General features: G+C 38.4%; 20 protein-coding genes. 9 read left to right on the top strand and 11 right to left on the bottom strand.

Features of this window, described 5'->3' with window-relative positions:
• Positions 1-186: 186 nt before the first annotated feature.
• The 5 genes from DRF67_RS05785 to DRF67_RS05765 all read right to left on the bottom strand — a co-directional run bounded on the left by DRF67_RS05785 (position 187) and on the right by DRF67_RS05765 (position 8,709).
• Positions 187-3,285 carry an efflux RND transporter permease subunit gene (locus DRF67_RS05785; protein WP_115927381.1) on the bottom strand — a complete coding sequence of 1,033 codons (3,099 nt, stop codon included), beginning with the start codon at positions 3,283-3,285 and terminating at the stop codon, positions 187-189.
• A complete protein-coding gene (locus tag DRF67_RS05780; protein WP_228435745.1) occupies positions 3,285-4,394 on the bottom strand; it encodes an efflux RND transporter periplasmic adaptor subunit in 1,110 nt (369 codons plus the stop codon). The genes DRF67_RS05785 and DRF67_RS05780 overlap by 1 nt, the downstream gene beginning before the upstream one ends.
• A gap of 9 nt (positions 4,395-4,403) precedes the next feature.
• Entirely contained in the window at positions 4,404-5,600 is a 1,197-nt protein-coding gene (locus DRF67_RS05775) for a TolC family protein (protein ID WP_228435744.1), read from the bottom strand.
• A 1,071-nt stretch (positions 5,601-6,671) separates the two neighbouring features.
• A complete protein-coding gene (locus DRF67_RS05770) occupies positions 6,672-8,033 on the bottom strand; it encodes a sensor histidine kinase (RefSeq protein ID WP_115927378.1) in 1,362 nt (453 codons plus the stop codon).
• 1 nt (position 8,034) lies between these two features.
• Entirely contained in the window at positions 8,035-8,709 is a 675-nt protein-coding gene (locus DRF67_RS05765; RefSeq protein ID WP_115927377.1) for a response regulator transcription factor, read from the bottom strand.
• A 176-nt stretch (positions 8,710-8,885) separates the two neighbouring features.
• Between DRF67_RS05765 and rmuC the strand changes: the two genes are divergently transcribed.
• The 5 genes from rmuC to DRF67_RS05740 all read left to right on the top strand — a co-directional run bounded on the left by rmuC (position 8,886) and on the right by DRF67_RS05740 (position 13,328).
• Positions 8,886-10,379 carry a DNA recombination protein RmuC gene (gene rmuC / locus DRF67_RS05760; RefSeq protein ID WP_115927376.1) on the top strand — a complete coding sequence of 498 codons (1,494 nt, stop codon included), beginning with the start codon at positions 8,886-8,888 and terminating at the stop codon, positions 10,377-10,379.
• A gap of 15 nt (positions 10,380-10,394) precedes the next feature.
• A complete protein-coding gene (locus DRF67_RS05755) occupies positions 10,395-10,811 on the top strand; it encodes a hypothetical protein (protein ID WP_115927375.1) in 417 nt (138 codons plus the stop codon).
• Positions 10,812-10,818: 7 nt separating this feature from the next.
• A complete protein-coding gene (locus tag DRF67_RS05750; RefSeq protein WP_115927374.1) occupies positions 10,819-11,658 on the top strand; it encodes a LytTR family DNA-binding domain-containing protein in 840 nt (279 codons plus the stop codon).
• A gap of 90 nt (positions 11,659-11,748) precedes the next feature.
• Complete coding sequence (locus DRF67_RS05745) at positions 11,749-12,540, top strand: CPBP family intramembrane glutamic endopeptidase (RefSeq protein WP_115927373.1); 792 nt, start codon at positions 11,749-11,751, stop codon at positions 12,538-12,540.
• 20 nt (positions 12,541-12,560) lie between these two features.
• A complete protein-coding gene (locus DRF67_RS05740) occupies positions 12,561-13,328 on the top strand; it encodes a TrmH family RNA methyltransferase (protein ID WP_115927372.1) in 768 nt (255 codons plus the stop codon).
• A 337-nt stretch (positions 13,329-13,665) separates the two neighbouring features.
• On the opposite strand, the gene DRF67_RS05735 is transcribed toward DRF67_RS05740, so the two are convergent.
• Positions 13,666-14,007, bottom strand: a complete 342-nt coding sequence (locus DRF67_RS05735) for a hypothetical protein (protein ID WP_115927371.1) — start codon at positions 14,005-14,007, stop codon at positions 13,666-13,668.
• A 183-nt stretch (positions 14,008-14,190) separates the two neighbouring features.
• Between DRF67_RS05735 and DRF67_RS05730 the strand changes: the two genes are divergently transcribed.
• The gene (locus tag DRF67_RS05730) at positions 14,191-15,372 is read left to right on the top strand and encodes a hypothetical protein (RefSeq protein WP_115927370.1); all 1,182 of its coding nucleotides are present in this window, start codon (positions 14,191-14,193) and stop codon (positions 15,370-15,372) included.
• Positions 15,356-15,937 carry a hypothetical protein gene (locus DRF67_RS05725; protein ID WP_115927369.1) on the top strand — a complete coding sequence of 194 codons (582 nt, stop codon included), beginning with the start codon at positions 15,356-15,358 and terminating at the stop codon, positions 15,935-15,937. The genes DRF67_RS05730 and DRF67_RS05725 overlap by 17 nt, the downstream gene beginning before the upstream one ends.
• Here DRF67_RS05725 and DRF67_RS05720 read toward each other — a convergent pair.
• The gene (locus DRF67_RS05720; RefSeq protein WP_317047997.1) at positions 15,886-16,431 is read right to left on the bottom strand and encodes a 5-formyltetrahydrofolate cyclo-ligase; all 546 of its coding nucleotides are present in this window, start codon (positions 16,429-16,431) and stop codon (positions 15,886-15,888) included. The genes DRF67_RS05725 and DRF67_RS05720 overlap by 52 nt on opposite strands.
• Positions 16,432-16,527: 96 nt before the next feature.
• A complete protein-coding gene (gene trhO / locus DRF67_RS05715; RefSeq protein WP_115927367.1) occupies positions 16,528-17,892 on the bottom strand; it encodes an oxygen-dependent tRNA uridine(34) hydroxylase TrhO in 1,365 nt (454 codons plus the stop codon).
• Between the two features lie 369 nt (positions 17,893-18,261).
• Here trhO and DRF67_RS05710 point away from each other — a divergent pair, with 369 nt between their 5' ends.
• Positions 18,262-19,791 carry a trypsin-like peptidase domain-containing protein gene (locus DRF67_RS05710; protein ID WP_115927366.1) on the top strand — a complete coding sequence of 510 codons (1,530 nt, stop codon included), beginning with the start codon at positions 18,262-18,264 and terminating at the stop codon, positions 19,789-19,791.
• Between the two features lie 60 nt (positions 19,792-19,851).
• Here the strand turns inward: DRF67_RS05710 and DRF67_RS05705 are convergent, their stop codons facing one another.
• The 3 genes from DRF67_RS05705 to DRF67_RS05695 form a co-directional block, all read right to left on the bottom strand.
• Positions 19,852-20,307, bottom strand: coding sequence for a hypothetical protein (locus DRF67_RS05705; RefSeq protein WP_115927365.1), 456 nt, complete (start codon positions 20,305-20,307; stop codon positions 19,852-19,854).
• Positions 20,307-20,687 carry a RidA family protein gene (locus DRF67_RS05700; RefSeq protein ID WP_047096864.1) on the bottom strand — a complete coding sequence of 127 codons (381 nt, stop codon included), beginning with the start codon at positions 20,685-20,687 and terminating at the stop codon, positions 20,307-20,309. Before DRF67_RS05700 ends, DRF67_RS05705 begins: the two co-directional genes overlap by 1 nt.
• Before the next feature lie 125 nt (positions 20,688-20,812).
• Positions 20,813-23,398, bottom strand: coding sequence for a putative LPS assembly protein LptD (locus DRF67_RS05695; RefSeq protein WP_115927364.1), 2,586 nt, complete (start codon positions 23,396-23,398; stop codon positions 20,813-20,815).
• A gap of 53 nt (positions 23,399-23,451) precedes the next feature.
• Between DRF67_RS05695 and DRF67_RS05690 the strand changes: the two genes are divergently transcribed.
• Positions 23,452-24,738, top strand: a complete 1,287-nt coding sequence (locus DRF67_RS05690; RefSeq protein ID WP_185142059.1) for an N-acetylmuramoyl-L-alanine amidase family protein — start codon at positions 23,452-23,454, stop codon at positions 24,736-24,738.
• Positions 24,739-24,740 lie beyond the last annotated feature (2 nt).

The following is a 24,740-nucleotide window of genomic DNA, read 5'->3' as shown; positions in this document are numbered from 1 at the left end:
ATTGATAAAAACCAAAGTGAGCTTTACCGGCTCACTTTTTATGTATTAAAAAAGACTGGTTATGTAAAAAATCCTCCACCAAATGCTGTTACAGATCGGAATCGTAAAGAATTCATCCGGAGATCATGGAAAAAAAACCGGGATCTCCCTCAGATCCCGGTCAAAATAATGAACAAAGTAAGAAAACTAATGTGTTTTCTTATACTTTTTACGATAAGCAAAATGGAATACAATAGGCAGTATCGTAAATGACAGGAGCATACAGATGATAAGACCGCCTACGATCATGATCGCCAATGGTTTCTGAATCTCAGATCCCATTCCATTCGACATCGCCGCAGGAAGAAGTCCCATGGAACCCATCAGGGCAATCATCACAACAGGACGGATCCTACTTTGAACTCCCTGTACTATTGATTCTTTCAAAGACATTTTATTCTGCAGATTTTCCTTCATCACCCCGATCAGAACAATACCGTCAATGGTGGCCACTCCAAAAAGGATAATGAAGCCTATTCCTGCCGAAATCCCGAAAATAGTTCCTGTAAACCAAAGGGAAAGAAACCCTCCGATAAAGGCAAATGCCAGTGTAATGGAAGAGATCAGCGTGTCTTTTACATTTCCAAAGTTGAAATACAACAGCATGAGAATAAGGATCAAAGAGATTGGAACAACCATTGCCAGTTGCTTGGCCGCTCTTTCTTTACTTTCGAATTCTCCGGCCCAGGTCATTTTATGGCTTTTTGGAAGCTTTACATCTTTATCTACTTTTTGTTTTGCTTCTGCAATAGTACTTCCCAGATCACGGCCTTCGATATTAAATCCGACTCCGATATAGCGGCTGTTTCCTTCACGGTAAATAAATGATGGGCCTGTATGATAATCAATCGTTGCAATCTCTTTCAGAGGAACTTTCTTATTATCTTGGGTTGGGATCAAAATATCACCCATTTTCTCAGGTGTATCACGATACTGTTTTTCGAACCTCAACATGACATCAAACATTCTTTCCTCTTCATAGAATTTCGTGGCAGCCTGCCCGCCAATGGTCATTTCTATCACCGCTTGTGCATCAGCTGTGGAGACACCATATTTTGCCATTTTAGAGTCATGAAGCTGGATTCTTAGTTCCGGAAGTCCTATATTTTTAAAAACATTCACATCTGATATCCCAGGAACAGTTCTGATGGAATTAGCCACCTGATTGGCATAATTTTCAAGTTCAAATAAATCATTTCCAAATATTTTAATGACCAGTGGAGCTTTTACCCCTGCTACATATTCTTCTACATTATCCTGTATCGGCTGGCTAAATCCAAAATTGATCCCGGGATATTTTTCGAGAGAGACTCTCATCTTTTCTAAAAGATCTTCCTTTGAAATTTTATTTTTCCATTCATTTTCCGGTTTCAGCTGAATGTTAAATTCTATATTGAAAAAGCCGGTAGGGTCAGTTCCGTCATTAGGACGGCCGGTCTGGGTCATCACAAACTTCACTTCATCATACTTCATTAAAAGGTCTTTCATTTCTTTCGTAAGCCTTACAGATTCATCGAGGTTAACGCTATTCGGGAGTGTTGCCCGTACGTAGATAGCTCCTTCATTGAGCTTTGGTAAGAATTCGGATCCGTAATGGGAGAACTTCCACCCGCATACCGCCAGCAAAGCAACAAAACCGATGATAAATCCCTTTTTGTGACGGTCGCTGAATTCATAAATCCGAAACATATTGACCCTGAAAAATCTTGAAATAAAATTTTCCTTTTCTTCAATATTTTTTGTCAGCAATAATTTACACATTGCGGGAACATAGGTAAGACTCAAAATCAATGATCCCAACAGGGCATATCCCAAAGTGAATGCAAGTGGTGAAAACATCTTCCCTTCCACCTTCTGAAAGGAAAAAATCGGCATCAGAGCGACAATCAGAATCAGCAATGCAAAGAAGATATAACTTGCTACACTTCCTGCACTTTTCTTAATGATACCGAGCTTTGAAATTTTATTGAATCGCTCCAATCCAATCTTTTTCGCTTTATGTTCCAGGGCGACAAATACATGTTCTACAATGACCAGCGTCCCCTCCAGCAGCAGTCCGAAGTCCAGTGCTCCCATGGAAATAAGGTTGGCAGGCAGCCCCTGAATTTTTAGCATGATAATGGCAAAAAGGAAAGCCAGAGGAATAACTGATGCTACAATAAAGGTCGTTCTCCAGTTATAAAGGAATATAAACACGATAATAGAAACCAAAATCACACCTTCCACCAGGTTTTTGGAGACGGTATGAACAGTGGTGTTCACCAGTTCAGTACGGTCAATGATCGGAACAATCTGAACATCTCCCGGCAGTTCACCTCCGTTCAGCTGTCCGATCCTGTCCTTAAGTCTTGTGATCACTTCGCTTGGATTCTCACCACGCAGCATAATGACAATACCTTCTACGACATCGTTCTCTTTATTGTATCCCACCTGCCCCAGCCTTGGCTTAGCGGAAACTTTTACTTCCGCCACGTGCTTCACCAAAATCGGAGTGGATCCTTTTACCTCGATCTGGATATTTTCAATATCATCCTTGCTTTCCAAAAGACCTATTCCCCTCACTACATACGCCTGGTCTCCCTTAGCCACCACATCACCACCTACATTGATATTACTCTTAGAAACTGCTTCATACACATCCAGAGGGGAAAGGTCATAATTGTGTAATTCTGTAGGATTGATTTTTATTTCATAGGTTTTTTCCTCACCACCAAAGCTTACCACATCGGCAACTCCGGGAACTGCCAGCAATTCCCTTTCTACCACCCAATCCTGAATGGCAGTCACTTCCCTGATCGGCAGTTTACTTTTAATAATATACCGGTAAATCTCTCCTGTGGCCCCGGAAGGCGGCTCAATACTGTACTCTGCCCCATTGGGAAGATTTACGTTCCCCAGTTTATTGGAAGCATATTGCTGAGCATAAAAATCATCAACATGGTCATCGAAAATTACGGTAACCACAGAAAGCCCGAATAAAGAAATAGATCTTACCGAAGTTTTATTCGGAATCGCATTCATTTCTTTGGAAATCGGCAGGGTAACAAATTTTTCTATTTCTTCAGCACTTCTCCCCGGCCATTGGGTAATGACCCTTACCCTGGTATTGGTAACATCCGGAAATGCTTCAATGGGAGTATGGATATAGGAATAAATTCCTCCAGCCAACAAAAGAAAAGTTCCTAAAAGAACGATCAATGAGTTTTTTAAAGAGAAGGAAACTATATTCTGTACAAATTTTCGCATTACTTCGTAGAATTAATTAGTTGGTTTTTCAGATTTTCGTAAATCAACAGACCATTGGAAGCAATTACGTTTTCACCCTGTCTCAGATTTCCCTCTACATAAATATACTGGCTGTTGGAAGCAATTTCCGTTACCGGTCTGATTTCAAGGTCACAATCTTTTTTATACACCACCACGTAACTCTGGTTATTATCAAAAATCAGAGCTTTGGCAGGAATAGCCAGTGCCGATTTATTTTGAGAGTTCACCGGCAAAACAACATCAGCAGACATTCCGGGTCTCAGCTTCATGCCATTATTGTCCATAATGATCTTGGCCTTCAGCACCCTTTCATTTTCATTAAAAACCTGGGAAATATTATTGATTTTTCCTGGGAAGCTGTCATCGGGATACGCAAGGGTTTTTACCACGACCGGCTGGTCCACATACACATGCCTCATGTTGGTAGCGTATACATTGGCCATCACCCAAACCTTATCCAGGTTGGAAATGGTAAAAAGCTGATCTCCGCCTGCAGTCACAGGCATTCCTTTTGAAATATTCTTGGCAATCACATATCCGTCCGCCGGAGCTTTAATCTGAATGGTACTTCCTCCTGCTGAGTACAGCTGCATATTCTTTTGCGTCTTGGAAATATTAGACTGTAAGATGGCAACTTCCGACCTTGCTTCCTGTAGATCCTTTTGAGAGGCAATATCATCCTTATACATTGCTTCCACAGAAGAAAGCTTCCTTTTCGCCACTGCAAGCTGAGCCTGTAAGGTCTGGGTATCATCCTGCATTTCGTTCACTGCAGTACTCTTCAGACTGGCCAGCACCTGGCCTTTTTTCACATAATCCCCAAGGGAAAAATAGGTATCGGTAACAACTCCGTCCACAAGACTTACAAAGGGAACCGTCTTATCCGAATTACTCTCCACTTCTCCGGTAAGGGTAATACTTTCCTCGATGGGAAGCATTTCTGCTTTTACAAGTTTAATATCTTTTTTAAGTTCTTTGCTGATGCAGTATTTGTTGTCAGCTGCCTGATCCTCCTTTTTGTCTTTGCAGCCCGTAAGAGCGACGAGGGCTGACACATAAATTACTGCAATATATCTGGTAGTATTCATTTTCATAGCTTATAAATCTTGACCCACAACATACTGCAGGTTTTCATAGTATTGATTAAGTTCTTTTTTGGTATCCAGTATAATCATCTTGTTTCCGATATACGTATCAAGAAAATCCATATACTCCAGCATGCTGATATTTCTTAATCTGAAGTTTTTCTCATGACTTAGCAATAAACCATCCAGCGTTGACTCATAGGTGTCATCTATTTCTTCTGAGACCTGCTGGGTACGAAGGTAATTCCTGAAGACGGAAACAATCTCATTTTCAGACTTCAGCATATTTTTTCGCGTTTCCACCTTAGTCTTTTCAATTTGCAGTCTGGCTTCCTGGATATTCCCTTTATTACGGTCAAAAACAGGAAGATCAAAGGACAGCCCCAGGCCAATAAAGTCCTTCATAATATTTCCGCCACGGTCATACCCGATCGAAACGGATACATCCGGTGTTTTCATAGCGTTTTGTATTTCGAGGTTTTTTGCTGCATGCCTCTCATTGTTCCTGGCGATCATAATATCCGGTCGGTTTTCCTTTGCTTTTTCCATCCATTGGGACAGCTCAATTTCTGAAAGTTGTTTATCAGGCATCGTGAACGCGTCAGAAATCACCAGATAAGATCCGGATGGAATCATCAACAAAGCTTTCAGTTCCACCTGCTGGTCTTCAATTTCCTGTTTCAGGGAAACCAATTTTTTCTTGAATTCTATTTCCTGGGCTTTCAGGCGGACATATTCTGCCTTACTTATGTTTCCAAGGTTTAACTGATTATGGTAAGATTTTGTGAGTTTTTCAATGGAAGCGATCTGGCTTTGATAGATCTTCTGCTGTTCCTGGTTGTAAAGAATCTCTGTAATGGTATTTCGTAATGTTTTCTTGAGTTCACGCAGGACTTCCTGAAGTTCATATTTTTCTCCTTCCACTTCAATTTTTTGGAGTTCAATGTTTTTCCTTCTCTTACCTGCCGTCTGGATTACCTGCTCAATTTCAGCAGAGATCTGGGTATTCCTCCCCCAGTTTCCAATTAATGCAGGCTGTTCCTCAATATCATATGTTCGCCAAAGGTTCACTTCGCTGATACTCAACGTTGGATTTGGCCAGTATTTAGCCTGTACCGCCCGGGCTTCTGCTTGGGAAATTTCAAGTTTCCGGGCAATAATATCCAGATTATTAGCGAGAAAAACAGCTTCAGCCTCTTTTCTTCCCATTTTCAGGGTATCTGAAATCTGTGCCGAAAAAAAGCTGAAGCAATGAATGTAAAATAGTGTATAAAAAAGTTTGTTCAAGGTCTCATATTTAAGACCACAAAACTATCCGTCTAATATTAGAGGCAATTTCGAACAAAATTAAAATTCGATTAGCTCAACATTAGAGTTTGATTAGAATGAGTATGTAAGAAGTATCTCTAATGCTTTTCTTGCAGATTTGCTGGTTACACAGAATGATTTACAAATATACTAGTCGAGGAATTGACAACACAAGTCTGTCCAAGCACCTGCTACATCTTTGAAATCTGCGAAAGATTAAAATATTCATGAATATAAACGAAATAACCCTTATTTTTTTATCAATAGAAACGGACCTTAGTCCGTTCTACCATTACCAATACAATCCCTTGGCTTTAGCCCAAAATTAGAATAAATATGTAAATCTATAGGAGATAAAAATTTCAGGCATTTGGAGATTAGAATGATTATGTACGGAGTATTTTCAATGGTTTTCTCGCAGATTTGCTGGTTACACAGATTGATTTTCAAAGATATTAATCCAGGAATTGACAACAAAAGTCTATCCCATACACTTGCTAAATCTGTGAAATCTGCGAGAGATTAAATATTCATGAATATAAACGAAATAACCCTTATTTTCTATCAATAGAAACGGACTTTAGTCCGTTTACCATTATCAACACAATCCACTGGCTTTAGCCCAAACTTAGAATAAATATGTAAAATCTATAGGAGTTAAAAATTTCGGGTATTTGGAGATTAGAATGATTGTGTACGGAGTATCTCCAATGATTTTCTCGCTGATTTTGCAGATTACGCAGATTGATTTACAAATATCTAAATCCAGGAATTGACAATACAAGTCCATCCCAAACACCTGCTAAATCTGTGAAATCTGCGAGAGATTAAAATATTCATGAATATAAACGAAATAACCCTTATTTTCTATCAATAGAAACGGACTTTAGTCCGTTCTACCATTACCAATACAATCCATTGGCTTTAGCCCAAACTTAGAATAAATATGTAAATCTATAGGAGATAAAAATTTCAGGCATCTGGAGGAAACACAAGAAAAACACTCGTTCCCACATCCACAACAGATTCAATGTTCATCATAATATGATGATGGTCAAAGATACTTTTCGAAAGAGATAAACCGATTCCGCTTCCTTTAATTCCATCCACATTTTTCCCTCTGTAGAATGTATCTGTAATTTTAGCAAGGTCATCCGGCGGAATTCCTTTACCTTGGTCTTTTACCTTTATATTGAGGTGATCGGCGCTTTCAGATAATGTAATAACGATAGGGTGATCCTGAGAATATTTGATTGCATTCTCTACAATATTATACAAAGCCAGATACAGCAGGGTCTCATTTCCCGGAAACTCCAGCAAGGCGGGCTTCATGACCTGTAGCTCTATTTTAAGGGAAGAAAGCTTTTCTTTTGCCTTAGGTTCCAGCTTTTCGTAAATCTTCCAGATCAGTTCGTCTATCCTTACCTGTTTATGGGAAGATTCAAGTTTGGTCATTCCGGACATCAGCAAAAGATTGTTGAGAATATTTTCAATCTCATAGACATTATCCAGAGATTCTTTGGCGACCTTTTTATATTCTTCGGGAGTACGGTCTTTTTGGGCAAAAACTTCAAGGTTTCCGGAAATAGCGGCTAGTGGAGTTTTAAATTCATGAGAAACATAGTTGATAAAGTTTTGCTGCAACAGAACATTCTCAGAGATTCTTCCCAATAGTTTATTATAAGATTTAATCAGATCTTCAATTTCGTCATTGGTATTGGTAGAAGTAATGGCAGTAGAAATATTATTATAATCTACCTTATTAATCCGTTCCACCACATTGGAAATAGGCTTATAAACGACCTTTGAAAGATATCGGCTCAGGAAAAAGATTGCCAGCAGCCCAATAATCAGTACAGAAAGCATAATGATAGAAAGCCTCCAGATCTGGGATTGAAATGAATCATTCGGCGATTTTACAAAAACCACAAAGTCTCCCTGGTTATCCGGATAAAAAATCCCATAGTAGAATTGATTACCAGACATAAACTGTGTGCCTTTGTTGTTTCTCGCAGCCCGCAAATGAGAAGGCTTAATATTTTCATCATTCAGATTCTGCCCAAACGTCACTTCATTATTCTGATTATAAACTGCTACCTGATTATTCTGAATAAGATGTTTATATTCCTGTTTAATCTGGGCATGTCTGTCTTTGGGTAATTCGTCTTTTTCAAGATAATAGATGGCAGAAATCAAAGCTGTATTCCTGAGTTTCTCAAAATAAAAGATTTTGGTACTGTCATAATAAGCAAAAAATATCACCGCAGATGTGATGATAGAGACGATGCCGAACGAAAGGCTGGAAATAAGGGTAAACCTGTTCCTAAGCGTCATTTTAATCTTTAATTAAATATCCTGTTCCTTTTACGGTGTGAATAATTTTCTGCTCCGATTCATCAATCTTGTTGCGAACATAGGAAATGTAGACGTCTACCACATTGGTGGCACTGTCAAAATCAATTCCCCAGACATTATGCAAAATCTGAGTTCTGCTCAATACCTTGTTCTTATTCTCCATAAGAAAAGTAAAAAGTTTGTATTCTGTAGGAGAAAATTCAATCTCTTTATCATTTTGAGTTACCTTATGAAGATCTGTATCAACCGTAATATTGCCGCAAGACAATTGGTGATCTTCTTTTTGGTAGCGTAGCTTATTTCTTCTGGTCAATGCTTTGATCCTTGAGATCAATTCTTCAAAATGAAATGGTTTGGATAAATAATCATCTGCCCCTAAATCCAGCATCTTAATTTTATCATCCGGACTGTTTAAAGCACTCAAAACCAAAATTGGTGTATAGTTTCCTTTAAATCTTATGATCTGGGTAAGCTGCATTCCATCCAATCCCGGAAGCATAATATCCATTAAAATTATATCAAAATCGTAGGTATGAAGAAGTTCTCTGGCTTTTTCACCGGATTCTGCCAGCGTGATATTATACCCTGCTTCAGCCAGTCCCTTGATCAGGAAGCTGCTGATTCTTTGATCATCTTCTACCAATAAAATATTCATGTGCTTCTGAAATTTCCCATAAATATAGGGATTCTAATTAAGAAAGAAAGCTGGAAGAGAGAAGTAATGGAGCTCTATCAAATAGCGGTCACACATTTCATCAATATTTTAAAATAGTAGAACAAACAACCCCTATTGCCCATAAAGTTTCCGGCCTTTTTTCATAATTTTGGAAGATGGAGATGATCTACTTAATTATTGGGTTAATTGCCGGTGGAATACTGGGAACTCTTATTGCCTATTTTGCCTTGAAATCTTCAATGGTTTCGAGAAGTGTTTATGATGACCTCAATCGTTTGCACATTAAAAACAATTCTGATCTTGAAAATTCAAACAGGAAGATTGAGGAGCTTAACCAAATTCTCATAGGGGAGAAAGAGCTTAGCCTCCAGCAGCAGGATTTGCAGAATGATCTGAAAAATGAGTTCTCTAAGATCTCTGCTGAATATTCCTCACTAAACATGCAGTTTAAGGAGCAAAAACATATGCATTCAAGGCAGACCGCCCAAATAGAGATCCTTCTCAGTGAAAAACAGGAAATTTTCGCTAAAAACGCTGAACTTTTGGCAAAGAATGAAAGCCTCCAGCAATTGCTGGACACTCAAAAAGAAGAAATCACGAAAATACAGGAAGAATCCAAACTGCAGTTTGAAAACCTTGCCAATAAAATCCTCGAGGAGAAAACAGAAAAGTTCACCACGATCAACCAAAACAACTTAAAAAATATCCTTGAACCATTCCAGGAAAAGATCACTGATCTGAAAAATAAGGTCAATGAAGCTTACGAAAAGGAAAACAAAGAACGTTTTTCTTTAGCGGAAAAAGTAAAGGAACTTGCGGAACTGAATCAGCAGATCTCTGAAGATGCCAAAAAGCTGACCCGGGCATTAAAAGGAGAAAGCAAGACCCAGGGAAACTGGGGAGAAATGATCCTGGAAAGCATCCTTGAAAAGTCTGGGCTGGTGAAGGGAAGAGAATATTTTCTGGAGCATGAATTGCGTGATGAAGATAACAAAGCTTTATTTTCCGAGTTTTCAGGTAAAAAAATGCGTCCCGATGCGGTTGTAAAATATCCGGACGAAAGGAATGTGATCATCGACTCCAAAGTCTCTCTTACCGCTTTCACGGAACTTGTGGATGAAACAGATCAGGAGGTTTATATGATGAAGCTGAATCAGCACCTGGGTTCTATTAAAAATCATATTACACAGCTGAGCCAAAAAGCATATGATGATTATGGAAAATCACTGGATTTCGTCATGATGTTCATTCCCAGCGAGCCGGCTTACATCGCAGCCATGCAGGCAGACCAGAATCTCTGGAACTATGCGTACGAAAAAAGAATTCTTTTGCTGAATCCGAGCAACCTGATTACTTCCCTGAAGCTTATCGCCGATCTATGGAAACGCGAATATCAGAACAGAAATTCTATGGAAATAGCGGATAGAGGAGCCAGGCTTTACGATAAATTCGTAGGCTTTGTAGAAAATCTTGAAAAAGTGGGAAAAAATCTCGACCAGGCAAAGAATGTTTATAACGACGCCTATAAACAGCTTTCAACCGGCAATGATAACCTGGTAAGCCAGACCCAGAAATTGAAGTCTTTAGGAATTAAAAACAAGAAAGACCTGCCTCAGAGTCTTATTGACCATAGTACGACACCTGAATAGTAAAAAATTAACACCATGAAAAAACCATTTGTAATCCTCCTTATCAGCCTGTTTATTTTTGTGCTATCGCTTCCTTTTGTTGCGGTCTACACTACGAACACCGAGGTATATGGTCTGGCCTGCTTCCTGTTGGGATGGGCAGAGATGAAGGGTGGCGGAATAGCCTGGATGGCGAATCCTGTGCTTTTTATCGCTGCATTTTTTCTCCTGGGAAAACAGCTAAAAATATCTGCAGTACTCAGCCTTATTGCAGCCGGTCTTACTTTTTGCTTTTTGTCTGTACAGACGATCACAGTGGATGAAGCCGGACACCAATATCCGATAACAGGTTATGGCGCTGCCTATTTTCTGTGGATAGCAAGCGCATTTTCTCTTTTTATAGGAAATATAATCCTTCTCCGTTCCCCTGGAAAAACCAGTGAACCCATATAAGGTCATTATGTTTTCTTTTACTGCATATTCATACCCTAAATCTGAATCTCTTAAAGAGACTCTTGCCTCCTCTACCGTAGCCGGATTGCTGGTGTATGTATTTCTTATTGTTTTTCAGCCTTTTGGAACTGAAAGCTTTCAGCATCCATACAAGTACCTGATTCTATTTCCATATTCTGTTTTTTTCGGTGCTTCATTCTTTATACTCAACCTTGGTGTATTGAAACTCAGCAACTGGAATATCGGCTTAGAATTGTTGAAAATATTAACCGTATTAATAGTTGGATCTGTCATCTCTTACTTTTATAACACCCTCTATATAAGTCATGTGGATCTGAGTCTGGGCAATTACTTCTATATGCTTCTCTATTCACTGGCGATTGGGATTCCGGTTTCTGCCATTTATATCTTATCACGGTACATCTATCTTAAAAAAGTTCATGAAAGTACTGCACAGACGATCTCCGGACAGCTCACCCACAAAAAACCGGCGAATGATCATCAATTGCTTAACATTTCATCCAACACAACCCATCTTTCAATTAGTGAAAATCATTTCCTGTGTGCACAGTCCATGGAAAACTATTGCATTTTATATTTTACAGATAACGGAGAAACAAAAAAAATGATGCTAAGAATTAGCTTATCATCACTTCTGAAACAGATTGAAACGCCTTCGATCAGAAAATGCCACCGCTCTTTTATTGTCAATCTCGATCACGTAAAAAATCTCAAAGGAAATGCGCAGGGATACAAATTAAGCATTCCTGAAATGACTTTTGAAATCCCGGTTTCCAGAAGTTTTATTTCGTTTATTATTCCACAGCTGAAACAACAAGTACAATGAATTTTGTTACCGGTCACTATTCCTTGACATTCATCACTTTAATTTGATTGCACCCAGACAAAGCGGCACTTTTGCTCAAAAAAAACTGTTATGAGTAAAAATATCCGCTTCTTTTCCATTTTCATTATAGGCTTTTGTGTGTATTATTTCTTTGACCTTGCCTATTTTAAAACCATTGAAAACTTTGCAAAAAATCTATTTCACAGTAAAGCTATAGCACATGTCCTGGCGTACTCTGTAACTTTGATTTCGTTGGTTCTGACCTCAAAAATCATCCTTCCAAAAAAGAAAATTTCAGATATATTTTCTCTTAATGGTTCGGTACTCAAAGGTTTTATATTGGCCTTTATAGGAACAGCACCTATGGCTGCCGGATATCCTTTTCATTTCAATATCACCAGCCATTTAAACATTGAATCTCTGTTTATCAATACCATCTCTTCCGCCTTTTTCGAAGAGATTATATTCAGAGCCTTCCTGATCGGAATATTGTACAGATTTACCCGGTTGGGATTTTTATCCTCAGTACTTATCGGGTCTCTTCTCTTTGCACAGGTTCATATGTACCAAAGTCAGGACATTACCGAACTCATCGAGATACTCACCATTACCTTTCTGGGATCAGTACTTTTTGCGTGGATCTATTTTGAACAGGATTTCAATCTTTGGGTGGCCATATTTGTGCATTTCTTCATGAATCTCTATTGGGAGATTTTTGATGTTGCAGATAATGTTTCAGGAAATCTATATGGCAATCTTTATAAACTGCTGTCCATCATTTTAATAACCGGGCTGATCATTTACACAAAAAAGAAAAATAAAATACCGTTTGAGATCACCCGAAAAAACCTTTTTATCAAAGCCAGGGAAAATCAATCGTAAATTTTACATAATTTTGCAGAATGCTGATAGAAAGTTTTCAAAACGATAAAATAAAGAATGTCACTAAACTTCTTACTGACAACAGATTCCGTAAAAAATCCCAAGTTTTTGTTGTGGAAGGACAACAGGAAAATGAGAGAGCTCTTCACTATGACTTTGAACCTGAAGAGTTTTTTATTTGTGAAACAATTTATAAAGGAAAAATTCCTGGTAGCAAGATTCATTATGTGAGTGAAAAAGTGTATGAAAAGATAGCCTACAGAGGAACTTCTGAAGGAATAATAGGAATTTATCAGGCGAAGGAAATGCCTCTTTCGTCCTTCAATCCTAAAAATGATGCTACCGTTATCATCGTTGAAGGCGTTGAAAAACCTGGGAACCTGGGCGCTATTTTAAGAAGTTGCGAAGCATTCGGTATTGATGCTCTTATTGTGGCTGACGGGAAAACCGATTTTTACAATCCAAATGTAATCCGATCAAGTGTAGGTTGCCTTTTCGGGATGGAGGTCTTTCAGGCTGCCAATGAAGAGGTACAAGAATTTCTTGAAAAAAACCGGTTTAATATCTACACTACTCTTATGGATGAAACTGCTGAAGACCTTTATAAAAGAGATTTTACTGAGCGCTCGGCGGTATTATTCGGAACGGAACATTCCGGATTGAGCGATTTTTGGGTAGGAAAGGGAAAAAATACCCTGATCCCCATGGCGGGGAGTATCGACTCTCTTAACTTAAGTAATGCCGTTGCAATTACCTGCTATGAATCTTTAAAGCAGAAAAAAGGATAAGATTCACTAAACAACATACGGCCATAGCTATAGAACTATTTAACCAGAGCTAAGTTTAGAAAATTATAAGGCTGGAAGTTATTTTCAGGACAATTACTGGCTGAAAACAGCATTCATTTACTTTGAAGAAAATAGATCACATTCACACTTTCGGATCCAGGCTTCGAATTTGATGACAATCAGAATTCCTTATCATTTCTACACTATGGTAACAACAAGATTAAATCTTTTTTTATATGATGATATAGATTACCCTGAACCTGTTGTGAAGTTTAAAGCATAAAAAAACCGTCTCACTGGGTGAAACGGTTCTTTTATTGTTAAGCTTAAGCTAAAATTATTTCTTAGCAGCGTCTTTTGCAGCATCTTTAGCAGCGTCAGCAGCTCCTTTAGCAGCATCAGCAGCACCTTTAGCAGCGTCAGCAGCACCTTTAGCAGCATCTTTAGCAACATCAGCTCCAGCAGCAGTAGTAGCAGCAGCAGCATCTTTAGTAGCTTCTACAGCAGTAGTAGCAGCAGAATCAACAACTTTAGCAGCAGAGTCAGAAACTACAGCAGCAGAATCAGCAACGCTTACAGCAGCAGAATCAGTTGTACCTTCAGTAGCAGTAGCATCAGTTTTTTTACAAGCAACTAAAGAGATTGCAGCGATAGCAGCTACGAATAATGACTTTTTCATAATAAATTAAATTTAATTTTGTTAATATTGTTTTATAAAATTTTCTTCTGTTCTGTTATTTGAACAAGACAAAGGTAGAGCAGTTAGAAAATTTGTTTATGAAAAATAATTGTAATACCTTTGTAAAATAGTTTTACAAAAAAATACAACTGATAATCAACAATTTAATTATTTTTTAAAAAATTGACAGATTTAGATCTACTACACTTTGAGCAGCTGAAAAAGGACGTTCAGGGTCAATATTTAAAAGAACACACCCCTTCACAGGATGATATTTCCAAGTGGAAGGGTATAGATATCATATATTTCCAGGAAGACCTTCGCAAAAAAGCGAAAGGAAACATCAGCGAAAAATCATTTTACACCTATTTCAAAACATCACCAGTCACCAAATTACCAAGGATCGATATGCTCAATTTATTGAGTATTTATGCAGGATACGAGTCTTGGTACGAATTTAAGAAGCAGCATCTTTTTGCCGGAGAACTCCTACAGGAAACCGAGGGTATGGAAGACGAAGAAATTGCTGAATTGGAAAAAACGGTACTTGAGGCCCCTGATTTGCCAAAAAGAGAAATTCAGCCAGAAAAAAGCACAATTTCAACCCCGGAAACCAGAGATTTACAAAAATCGAATACTGAAAATCAACCAGTTAAGACAAACACACCCAATACGACCGAGACTGTTATTTCCAGCACCCCCACGAATAAAAATTTCTTCAAAAAAAATGCATGGGCTCTTGTTACATCAGTTTTAATAGCAATAACAGGTTTGCTTGGATTTAAAGATGTTCTTTTTTCAAAATCTTACACGTATTGTTTTATCGACAAAGACCGTGGAGTTTCCGTGATCAATACCCTGGAAATAATGGTCATCAAGGAAAACGAATCTCCATTGATGTATAAAATAAAGCCTGGCGAATGTTTTTCTTATTCCACAAAAGACAAGAATCTTAAAATGCGGATCAGTGCACCCTTTTATGAACCATTGGAAGTAAACAGAAATCTTGAGAATGCCCCGGAAGAGGAAAAAATAGAACTAAAACCTGATGATTACAAAATGGCGGTCTATTATTTCTCCATCAAAGATGTGAAAGGTGGAAATCCTGAAGAGCAGGTGGCCCTGATCAAACAGAAAAGAAACCAGCTGGAAAACCTGATCAGCAGCAATGCTATCATCTACCAGGTGTATGACAATAATACATATGGTATAGAAAGACTGGATAAACAGAAATACATCACTCTGGTTACAACACCCACAACCTCATTAAAAAACCTGAATGTAATAGAAATGAAAAAGGATAACAAAGGAAAAATTGTATCCATCAAATTTAAAATTACCTCCACAGATGAAAAGAATAAATAACTTTTTAATTTTCGCAATGCTCCTCGTTGTGTTTGTTGCCTGCAACAACAAGAAAACAGAAGTAAGCGACCTTGATAAACTACGAAACAGTACGAATGCTAAAAGCTACCCTGCAGTACAAATGGACAGCATGCAGGCCGTCAACTCTATTACGAAGCAGAAAGTTCAGGAACTTCTGGATCTGTCTACGCTTTATCTATCCGGAAACAGAAATACAGAAATAGATACGGTGATCTATTCGCAAATGCAAAGTTACTTCCATAAACCGGACTCGCTAACGTTCAAGAGGCTGCTGACGGAGCTGGATAGTATGAAGGTAAAATCGGTGAAGGTGAATAGCCTCAATGTCTATAAAGAGTTTTATAAAAAGGATACACTTGATTTTGCCAAATTCAATGTGGAATATTTTGACAGCAAGAGCAAGTCCTTGGGAAGTTTTGAGAAAAATGCACAGTACATCTTACTGTCAACATCCAAACTTAAAAAAGAATTTAAATTTTATTTTCTGGATTTCTACTCCAAACCACTTAAAAAGGACAGCACCTTAGCAGGTGTCACCAAATAGTCGAGGGGAATATCATTCTCCCAGACATCACCAATAGCTTCATCGGGGTCAAAGTAATTGACTCCGATTTTTTTTGTATGATCGGGAATGATCTGAAAAAGTCTGTCATAAAATCCCTTTCCATAACCTACTCTATTCCCTTTGTGATCACAGTATAATAACGGTGTGATTACATATTGAAAATCATATTCTCCCGAATCCGTATCAGAAACAGGTTCTGAAATCCCCCAGGAATTCACTTCAAAAACGGTATCTGCAAAAATCTCAATACTGATCAGCCGGTCTTCTACGATCTTGGGCACAAAAACACGGATATTCTGCTTCAGAAAATAGTGGATAAAAATCCAGGTATCTATTTCCTTTCTTTCCGGTATAGGAATGAAAACGTGTACTTTCTCTGATTCTGCAGGAGTGAAAGAGGTAATAAAATTTTCGAAAATCTTCCCGGATAACACAAAAGCCTCATCAGAAGACAAGGCTTTTCGTTTTTGCATATATTTTTTTCTAAGCTCAGCTTTTAACATCATTATTAAGGTATTTAAACCAACATAATTACAAAATAAGCCTCAGAAGCTATCTATATTTTATGGTTATTCAGAAGGCTGCACAATTTTATATAATTTGTCAGACAGACGAATTCTGAATGGAATTTCAAAAGTGATCTGATCCCCCTTTCTGGCGGTCTCGCAAGGCCCTCCGTTAGCAAAAATCTCAGTAATTGTAAGTTCCTGATCACCCGTGGTCGGTCCTGAAACCAATACCCGATCACCTACTGAAAGCTCTCTGTTTTCCATTAAAAACTGTCCGATTTTTGATTTTGAATAATAGTGCTCCGCTTTTCCAATCAATACTTTTTTGACAGATATCTTTTTTCGGATATTTTTTGTTTCAGCTTTTGCCAAAGGAGCATCTGGTAGGTCGCCTGATTTCTTAAATTTCAAGGCATCAGATTTTCCTTTTCTGAACACCTTATTTCCAACCTGCAGTCCTTTTCTTAACTGTACTTGCTCTTCCACAGGAAGATGTATGATTTCATGGCATTCTGTAGAACAGCAGTTTTCCATCGCCGCTTTACATTCATCACATTGGATAAATAATAAATGACAGGCATCGTTGGAGCAATTGGTATGATTGTCACAAGGTTTCCCACATTGGTGGCACTGGGAAATAATATCTTCTGTAATCCTTTCTCCCAAACGGTGGTCGAATACGAAGTTTTTACCGATAAATTTACTCTTAATCCCTTCTTCTTTAATCTGGCGGGTATATTCAATAATTCCGCCTTCCAGCTGATAGACATTTTTGAACCCCTGGTGTTTGAAATATGCACTGGCTTTTTCACAACGGATTCCTCCTGTACAGTACATCAGAAGATTTTTATCTTCTTTAAAATCCTGCAACTGTTCGTTGATGATCGGCAAACTTTCTCTGAAGTTCTCCACATCCGGAGTAATAGCCCCCTCAAAATGTCCTACTTCACTTTCGTAGTGATTTCTAAAGTCCACCACAATCGTATTGGGGTCCTCAAGCAGGTTATTAAATTCCTGTGCCTTTAGGTGAATTCCTTTATTGGTAACATCAAAAGTATCATCATTCAATCCATCGGCAACGATTTTATGTCTTACTTTGATCGTTAATTTTAAAAAAGAATGATTGTCTTGCTCAACGGCAACATTAAGCCGGATCCCCTTCATAAAGTCATAGGCTTCAAGCGTATTCCGAAAATCCTCAAAATGGTCTGCAGGAATACTCATTTGAGCATTAATTCCTTCATGGGCAACATAAATACGGCCCAGGGCATCAAGAGCATTCCAGGCTATAAATAATTCGTCGCGAAATTTTTTGGGATCTTCAATTTTGGCATACGCATAGAAAGACAATGTAAGGCGGTCCTTACCAGCTTCATCAATAAGTTGAGCTCTTTCTTCTGCGCTTAAGGTGTTATACAGTTGCATGCTATAAACGTTTTAAGTGAGAAAAATATTTTTGCAAAGATAAGCATTTTTACCATAAATACGGGAATCCTAACAAAGCATAGCCATAGACCACAAAAAAAACCGAACATAAGAACATCCGGAAATATTGTCTGCATTCTATTTAGTTTGTAACTTACGACTTATAATGGGTCTGTTTTCTTTAATATTTTTTTAATTTTTGTTAACTATGACATTAACAATTATGACATAATGTATAAAATGACACAATACCCGTTAAATTTTAGTTAAAATTGAAACATAGCATACTAATTGCTTACTTATTTAACATTAAATTTGTTTACTCTAAAACAAAAAAAGAATATTATTAATAAACAAGAAAGATATACAATGAAGAGTACTTTAAAAAAACTATTACCATTTGCAGTAGTTGGAGTTGTTTCAGGAGCTACTACCGTTGGAGCAATACAATATTTAGGACACACTTCCAACAATGGAGATCAATCGTTTTTTACAGCCGCCGCCCCTACCGCATCTTTTGCAGGAATGAATACAGGCGCCGTAGGCGATGACTTCGTGAAAGCAGCGAAAACAACCGTTCCTGCTGTAGTTACTATTAAAAATTATCAAAGCAGAACATCAAGCAGAGCTTCTGAGCAGGATCTGTTCGACTTTTTCTTTGGAGATCCTTTCGGAGGAAGGGGACAGCAGAGACAAAAGCAACAGCAGGTTCCTGACAATATGCCATCGGGAATGGGATCCGGGGTCATTATTTCTCCTGACGGTTATATTATTTCCAATAACCACGTGGTGGCTGGAGCCAATAAGCTGGAGGTGGTTCTGAGCAATAAAAAATCATACATTGCCACTTTGGTGGGAACTGACCCAAACACAGATATTTCTTTACTGAAGATTGAGGAAAAAGGACTTCCTTATCTCAACTTTGCCAACTCAGACAATATTGAGGTAGGACAATGGGTGCTCGCTGTAGGAAATCCACTGGGATTAAATTCTACCGTAACAGCCGGTATCGTTTCTGCTAAAGGAAGAGGTATTGGTATTTTAGGAAGCCAGGGAAAAGCCGCTAACCCTATTGAAAGTTTTATCCAGACGGACGCGGCGATTAATCCGGGTAACTCAGGAGGAGCATTGGTCAATACAAATGGAGACCTTATCGGTATCAATTCTGCCATCCAGTCTACGACAGGATACTATCAGGGATACGGATTTGCAGTTCCGGCAAACCTAGCAAGAAAAATCGTTGAAGATATCAAGAAATTCGGTATTGTACAGAGAGGATTCCTTGGTGTACAGTCGTTAGACCTTTCCAATGATCAACTGGTAGCAGGATACAACAGACAATTCAAAACCAATCTTAAGGTAGGTTCCGGAGTTTATATTACGGGATTTGGAGAGAAAAGCGGCGCTGAAGATGCAGGTCTGAAAAAAGGAGACGTCATTACTAAAGTTGACAATTATGCCGTGACAGATTTTGCAGATCTTTCTATGTCTATCGGAAGTAAGCGTCCTGGAGATAAAGTTCAGGTAACTTACCTGAGAGATGGTAAGGAAAACACCACAACGGTAACCCTTAAGGATCAGAAAGGCGGTACTTCAACAAAAACCAAAGCTGATCTTAGCGTGACCGAGAAAATCGGAGCGGAGTTTGATCCCCTTAATGAAAGATTCAAAACAGAATATGGTCTCACCAGCGGTGTGGTTGCCAAAAACGTTTCTGAAGGTAGTGAAATGGCAAAAATTGGAATCGTAGATAATTATATCATCATAGAGGTCAATGGTAAGCCCGTAAACTCCCAAAAAGATGTAGAGAAGATTCTTGACAGATACCAGGGTAATGTACAGGTGAAGTTTGTAGATGACTATGGAAGAATCTATACTAAGGGATTCAAAATGCCTTAATAAAAAATAAAGAAAGTTTTCAATACAAAAAACGCTGCAAATTTTGCAGCGTTTTTTTATTTATTTGGATTTGTTCATTTTCTCAGCAATTTCTTTCTTTTTGTTCCTTTCATAAATCACCTCTACAATCTTACCGCCAATCCATGAAAACGGAAAAAAGGTAAGGAAGATAGAGATCTTATAGAAAGTAGGATGATAAGGAAAGATGATCACATCCAGCATCGCAATGAAAAGCATGATGAACCCAATAAGGATAGCATATGCCACTTTAGCATATTTAACGATGATAGCGGTAGCCACACCCCCAACAGTAGTTCCCAGTCCGGAAATAAAGAGCAGGAAGCCAAAAAAGGCCTGATCATCCTTCATACTGAAAAGAAATCTCTGCCAGTGCTCAAACGGAGCAAAAGCTTCGAAAGTAACCCATTGCGGGAAAACCCTTATACCAAGAGTAATAATAAGCCCTGCGATACCAAGACCTACCAACACCGCAACTGTATTTCTTATAAAATTCATTAATCCTGATGTGCGATCATAGAGATTTCGATATCCACATTTTTAGGCAGGCAAGAAACCTGTACGGTTTCGCGTGCCGGATAGCTTTCTGCATCCAGATATGAAGCATAGATATCATTCATTACAGCAAAATCATCCATATTTTTAAGGAAGATCGTAGCCTTCACAACATTTTTAAAAGTCATTCCTGCTTCTGTAAGAATAGCCTCAAGGTTCTTCATTACCTGATGCGTTTCTTTTTCAATTCCCTCTACCAATTTACCAGTTGCAGGATCTACAGGAATCTGTCCGGAGATATACAATACTCCATTGGCCATATTAGCTTGTGAATAAGGCCCGATTGCTGCAGGTGCATTAACTGTGTTGATTATTTGTTTCATATGTGGATATTTATTTTTTTTTAGATCACCCCATCACCGTTGTTCTGTTATCTGCAAGCAGTGATGGCATCAGATTCAATCTGGTTGCAAATATAAAATTTATATTTTCAAATGCCAATCTGATATTAGAAAGGCGCATTAGGCTGGGTAAAGCTTCTGTCTTTGTACTTCAGGGCATCACTTAAGATATTGGCTTTGATCCCAATAAAGAAGTCATATACTTTATATTGTCCGAAAGGAACCCAGTTAAAGTTGATGGTAAAACTTCGCTGATCTCTTGAAAAACCTATTCTTGTATACGCCAGATCCTTAGTCACAAGGTCATAATGCGTACTTCCGTTGATGTTCCAGTAAGGAGTCAGTTTGATGCTACCGTCAAGACCTATGGATGCAATTTTGTTTCCAAACCTGCTCAATCCTTTGGAATATGCATAATTTGCATTGATATTTAATGTCCAGGCCTGATCAAAATGGGCATAGTTGTCATCATCAAAATAATAATTTTCATTACGGATTTCTCCTTTTGAAGCGTATTTTTTAGCATAGTCTGTTTTCTCTCCAAAAATTTCGCTGCTTAAAGGATAAGACATCTGAACATTGAATCCCTGCACGCTGAATCCTCCAAATTTTTCTGTTCTGATCCCAACATCCTGTCCAGGAAGAAACTCAATTTTATAAGGATCAAGAGAAAGGCTGGTGTTTACGGTAAGCTTGCTGTTGAAGAAAGACGACTGCCCGTTGATGGTAAAAATAGACCATGGGTGGGTTTTAGCCGCAAAGTTGTAGCTTCCTGAAAAGTTTAAAGATTCAAAAATTTTGATCTTCTTTACTCCTGTTGAGTCTTTTTTAGACTTCACTTTCATTTCTATATTATTCCCAACATTAAAGCCCAGGGCACCTACCATTCCGCTTGATGGGCTTCCTACGATTCCTCTTTCAAAAATAGAATAAGGAGTAAGAGCACCATTGGCATTGTAATAATTTTTGTAGTATCCGAAATTAGGACTTGAGAAATCCGGAGAATAGGTAAACCCGATGCTCGGGATCATCATGTGTCTTATAGCTTCAACAGTAGATCCTTTTTTAAATTTCATCATCCCGTATAGGGTTGTCTGAAGACTTGCTGTAGATGAAAACGTGGAATATCCTGCTACCTGCTTATTGATTTCGTCTACGGTAACGTTCTTTACAGGGTCATAATATCTGTTTAAAGTTTTTGTCGTTAATGCATTGTCAATATTGGCACTTAGACTGAAAGTAAAATATTTGGCCAGTGTGGTATTGGTAGCCAGGGCGATATTGTTTTTAAGTCCCGTCTGCATTTTGTCCCACATTTCTTTTTTGAACAACTCATTTTCCTGGGTATTGACAAAGTTGGTCAGGTTGAAACCCGTATTTACTGTAATATTTTCAAGTAACCCCTGTCTTACTCCTGTTTTGGATTTGAACAGGTAAAACTGATTGATCGCCACATTCATCTGTGGAAGACGAAGATCTGCCAGTCCTGTTGCAAAGTTCTGGGAATAAGAGGCTGTCCCTGTAATGGTTACCGGAAGCTTCAGAAATCTTTTGGTAAGGGTTACCGTGGAATTCTGCTGGGTATTCAGTACATTCTGGTTGAAGATGTAATTGTTGTTCAGCGGATTGTTGTAGAACTTGGTACTTACAATATCTACAGAAGCACTGAAGGTAAGGAACGGATTTGCTTTTGCGTCCTGAGAGTGTGTCCAGTTGATTCTGTAGGTACTGTTTCTTGTATAATCATCTAAGCCTTTAATTCCTCTTACCATGGTTCCGACATCAGCCGTAAAGTTTCCGGAATACCGGTATTTCTTCTGATAATTCATCTGCGGACGGAGGTTCCAGCTTCCCTTGGTATAAATATCGGCCAGCACTTTAAGGTCAAAGTGTTCTCCGATCGGCTGGTAATATCCTATTCCGTTAAGAAAAAATCCTACGTCTTCCCTTTCACCGAAACTCGGGATCAGGATACCGGCAGCTCTTTTGTCTGAGAATGGTAAAATGGCAAAAGGCAGATAGAGGGGCGTGGGAACCTGTTCTATGAACATCTGAATAGGCCCTGTCACAATCTGGGATTTTGTTTTGGTTTTAATAAGCTTAATATTATAAGCCCTCATAAAGTAATCCGCAGCCGTATCTTTTTTCTTGATGAAATAATCATCCGTCGTATAATCCGCTTTTCTCATCGCGAATACCGAGTCGTTGTATTTTTTTGTTTTCTGTGCAATAATGACCCCTTCACTTTCTTCCGTTCTTGCATTGAAAGCAATGGCCTGTTTGGTCTTTGTATTATAGCTGAATTCGTTGGTTTCGTATTTCTTACCGGCCTGGGTGGTAATAACTGGCTCGATGATTTTCCCCAGGGAATCCTGTTTTCCTCTGGCGTAGATCAGGCTTTTGTTATCATCAATGGAGATATAATCTGCATCAATCTGCATATCCTGATATTTTACCTGCGCATTCTTGTTAAGGAATGTCATTTTTTTGGGAATATCTCTTCTCTGATCGTCTGCTTTTGTGCGGAGTACGTCATCTAAAGCTTCTTTCTTTACAACTATGGTATCCTTTTTGGAAATAGTATCATTAACCACATTTTTAGGCAATTTTTCAGGAGTTTTCTGTGCTAAAAAATTGTTAAAAATTAGGATAATTAAAATTTGTAATATATTTTTGAGGACGGTTTTGGCCAATTTTATTATATATAATTAAGGCCCAAAATTAATATAATTTTTATAACTGTAAGATGCACAAACAAAATTTTAAAATAATTTTATCATTTCTCCTTATCCTTATCAGCAACTTTATTTTCTCCCAAAAGAAGTTCATTATCGTTCTGGACGCGGGACATGGAGGAAGTGACCATGGAGCCAACAGGACGTATTCCGATATCGGAAGGGTGGCAGAAAAAGATATTACGCTGTCCATAACTTTAAAAGTAGGGGCAATGCTTGAAAAAAACAGAGATTTCAAAGTAATTTACACGCGTAAATTTGATGAATATCCCTCTCTATCGGATAGAACCAACCTTGCCAACCGAAGCAAAGCAGACCTGTTTGTATCGATTCACTGTAACTCTTCAGCAAGACCTACCGCCTATGGTACGGAGACCTACGTACAGGGACCTAACCAGAATAACGAAAACCTTGAGGTGGCCAAAAGGGAAAATGACGTGATTTTCCTTGATGAAAAAGATAAGCAGATCTTCGGATCTTATAACCCAGACTCTCCGGAATCGCTGATCGCCCTGAAGCTTCAGCAAAGTAAATATCTGGAATCAAGTCTTCTGCTGGGCGGACTGGTAGAGGATAATTTTGTGAACAAGGATAAAAGATTCTCCAGAGGAGTATTCCAGAAAAACCTTCACGTCCTTCGTATGAATGCCATGCCTTCTGTATTGATAGAAACAGGATTCATCAATCATCCTGAAGAAAGCCACTATATTGCTTCGGACAGAGGTCAGAATGAAATTGCTGAAAGTATTTATACCGCTGTTATTGATTACAAAAAAGCAATCGACAGAAAAACGGGCGGGGCCATTGCGATCAGAAAACAGGAACCTGAAAAACCAGCTGAAGTACCTTTGAAAAATGATTTCAGAATATTGCTGATGAGCTCTCCTACAAAATATACTGAAAATGATCCTGCACTGAAGGGGTTAAATTACGTTCTTACCATCAAAGAGAACGGCCAGTACAAGTATTACTATGCGGTAACGAATATGGCTTCTGTAAGGGATATTAACCTTAAGTCTGCAAAAGATGCCGGATTCCGGAATGCCTTTGCGGTAGGTTTCATGCCTAACCAACGCATCAATATGGGTTATTACACGATTGAAGTATATGCGGGTGAGAAGCTGAACGGCAATTCTTATATCCTCCAGAACCTTAAAGATGTGGAACGAAATAAAGACAGCGGAGTGTTCTACTACACCTATGGAAAAGTATATACTTTGGAAGATGCGGTGAAACTTCAAAAAGAGCTTGAATCTAAAGGGGTGAAAAACACCGTCATACAAAAAGTCTATAAATAATT

Source organism: Chryseobacterium pennipullorum, from assembly GCF_003384725.1.
Lineage (GTDB): Bacteria > Bacteroidota > Bacteroidia > Flavobacteriales > Weeksellaceae > Chryseobacterium > Chryseobacterium pennipullorum.
Note: the sequence above shows the minus strand (reverse complement) of the source record. Positions and strands in the feature narration are given on the sequence as shown.

Bases quoted from the DNA above. Each gene is read 5' to 3' on its own strand.
- DRF67_RS05770 (WP_115927378.1), bottom strand. From the start codon at position 8,033: ATGACGCTTAGGAACAGGTTTACCCTTATTTCCAGCCTTTCGTTCGGC.
- DRF67_RS05755 (WP_115927375.1), top strand. From the start codon at position 10,395: ATGAAAAAACCATTTGTAATCCTCCTTATCAGCCTGTTTATTTTTGTG.
- DRF67_RS05735 (WP_115927371.1), bottom strand. From the start codon at position 14,007: ATGAAAAAGTCATTATTCGTAGCTGCTATCGCTGCAATCTCTTTAGTT.
- DRF67_RS05750 (WP_115927374.1), top strand. From the start codon at position 10,819: ATGTTTTCTTTTACTGCATATTCATACCCTAAATCTGAATCTCTTAAA.
- trhO (WP_115927367.1), bottom strand. From the start codon at position 17,892: ATGCAACTGTATAACACCTTAAGCGCAGAAGAAAGAGCTCAACTTATT.
- DRF67_RS05765 (WP_115927377.1), bottom strand. From the start codon at position 8,709: ATGAATATTTTATTGGTAGAAGATGATCAAAGAATCAGCAGCTTCCTG.
- DRF67_RS05690 (WP_185142059.1), top strand. From the start codon at position 23,452: ATGCACAAACAAAATTTTAAAATAATTTTATCATTTCTCCTTATCCTT.
- rmuC (WP_115927376.1), top strand. From the start codon at position 8,886: ATGGAGATGATCTACTTAATTATTGGGTTAATTGCCGGTGGAATACTG.
- DRF67_RS05710 (WP_115927366.1), top strand. From the start codon at position 18,262: ATGAAGAGTACTTTAAAAAAACTATTACCATTTGCAGTAGTTGGAGTT.
- DRF67_RS05780 (WP_228435745.1), bottom strand. From the start codon at position 4,394: ATGAATACTACCAGATATATTGCAGTAATTTATGTGTCAGCCCTCGTC.
- DRF67_RS05700 (WP_047096864.1), bottom strand. From the start codon at position 20,687: ATGAAACAAATAATCAACACAGTTAATGCACCTGCAGCAATCGGGCCT.
- DRF67_RS05740 (WP_115927372.1), top strand. From the start codon at position 12,561: ATGCTGATAGAAAGTTTTCAAAACGATAAAATAAAGAATGTCACTAAA.
- DRF67_RS05705 (WP_115927365.1), bottom strand. From the start codon at position 20,307: ATGAATTTTATAAGAAATACAGTTGCGGTGTTGGTAGGTCTTGGTATC.
- DRF67_RS05775 (WP_228435744.1), bottom strand. From the start codon at position 5,600: ATGGGAAGAAAAGAGGCTGAAGCTGTTTTTCTCGCTAATAATCTGGAT.
- DRF67_RS05745 (WP_115927373.1), top strand. From the start codon at position 11,749: ATGAGTAAAAATATCCGCTTCTTTTCCATTTTCATTATAGGCTTTTGT.
- DRF67_RS05720 (WP_317047997.1), bottom strand. From the start codon at position 16,431: ATGCAAAAACGAAAAGCCTTGTCTTCTGATGAGGCTTTTGTGTTATCC.
- DRF67_RS05785 (WP_115927381.1), bottom strand. From the start codon at position 3,285: ATGCGAAAATTTGTACAGAATATAGTTTCCTTCTCTTTAAAAAACTCA.
- DRF67_RS05725 (WP_115927369.1), top strand. From the start codon at position 15,356: ATGAAAAGAATAAATAACTTTTTAATTTTCGCAATGCTCCTCGTTGTG.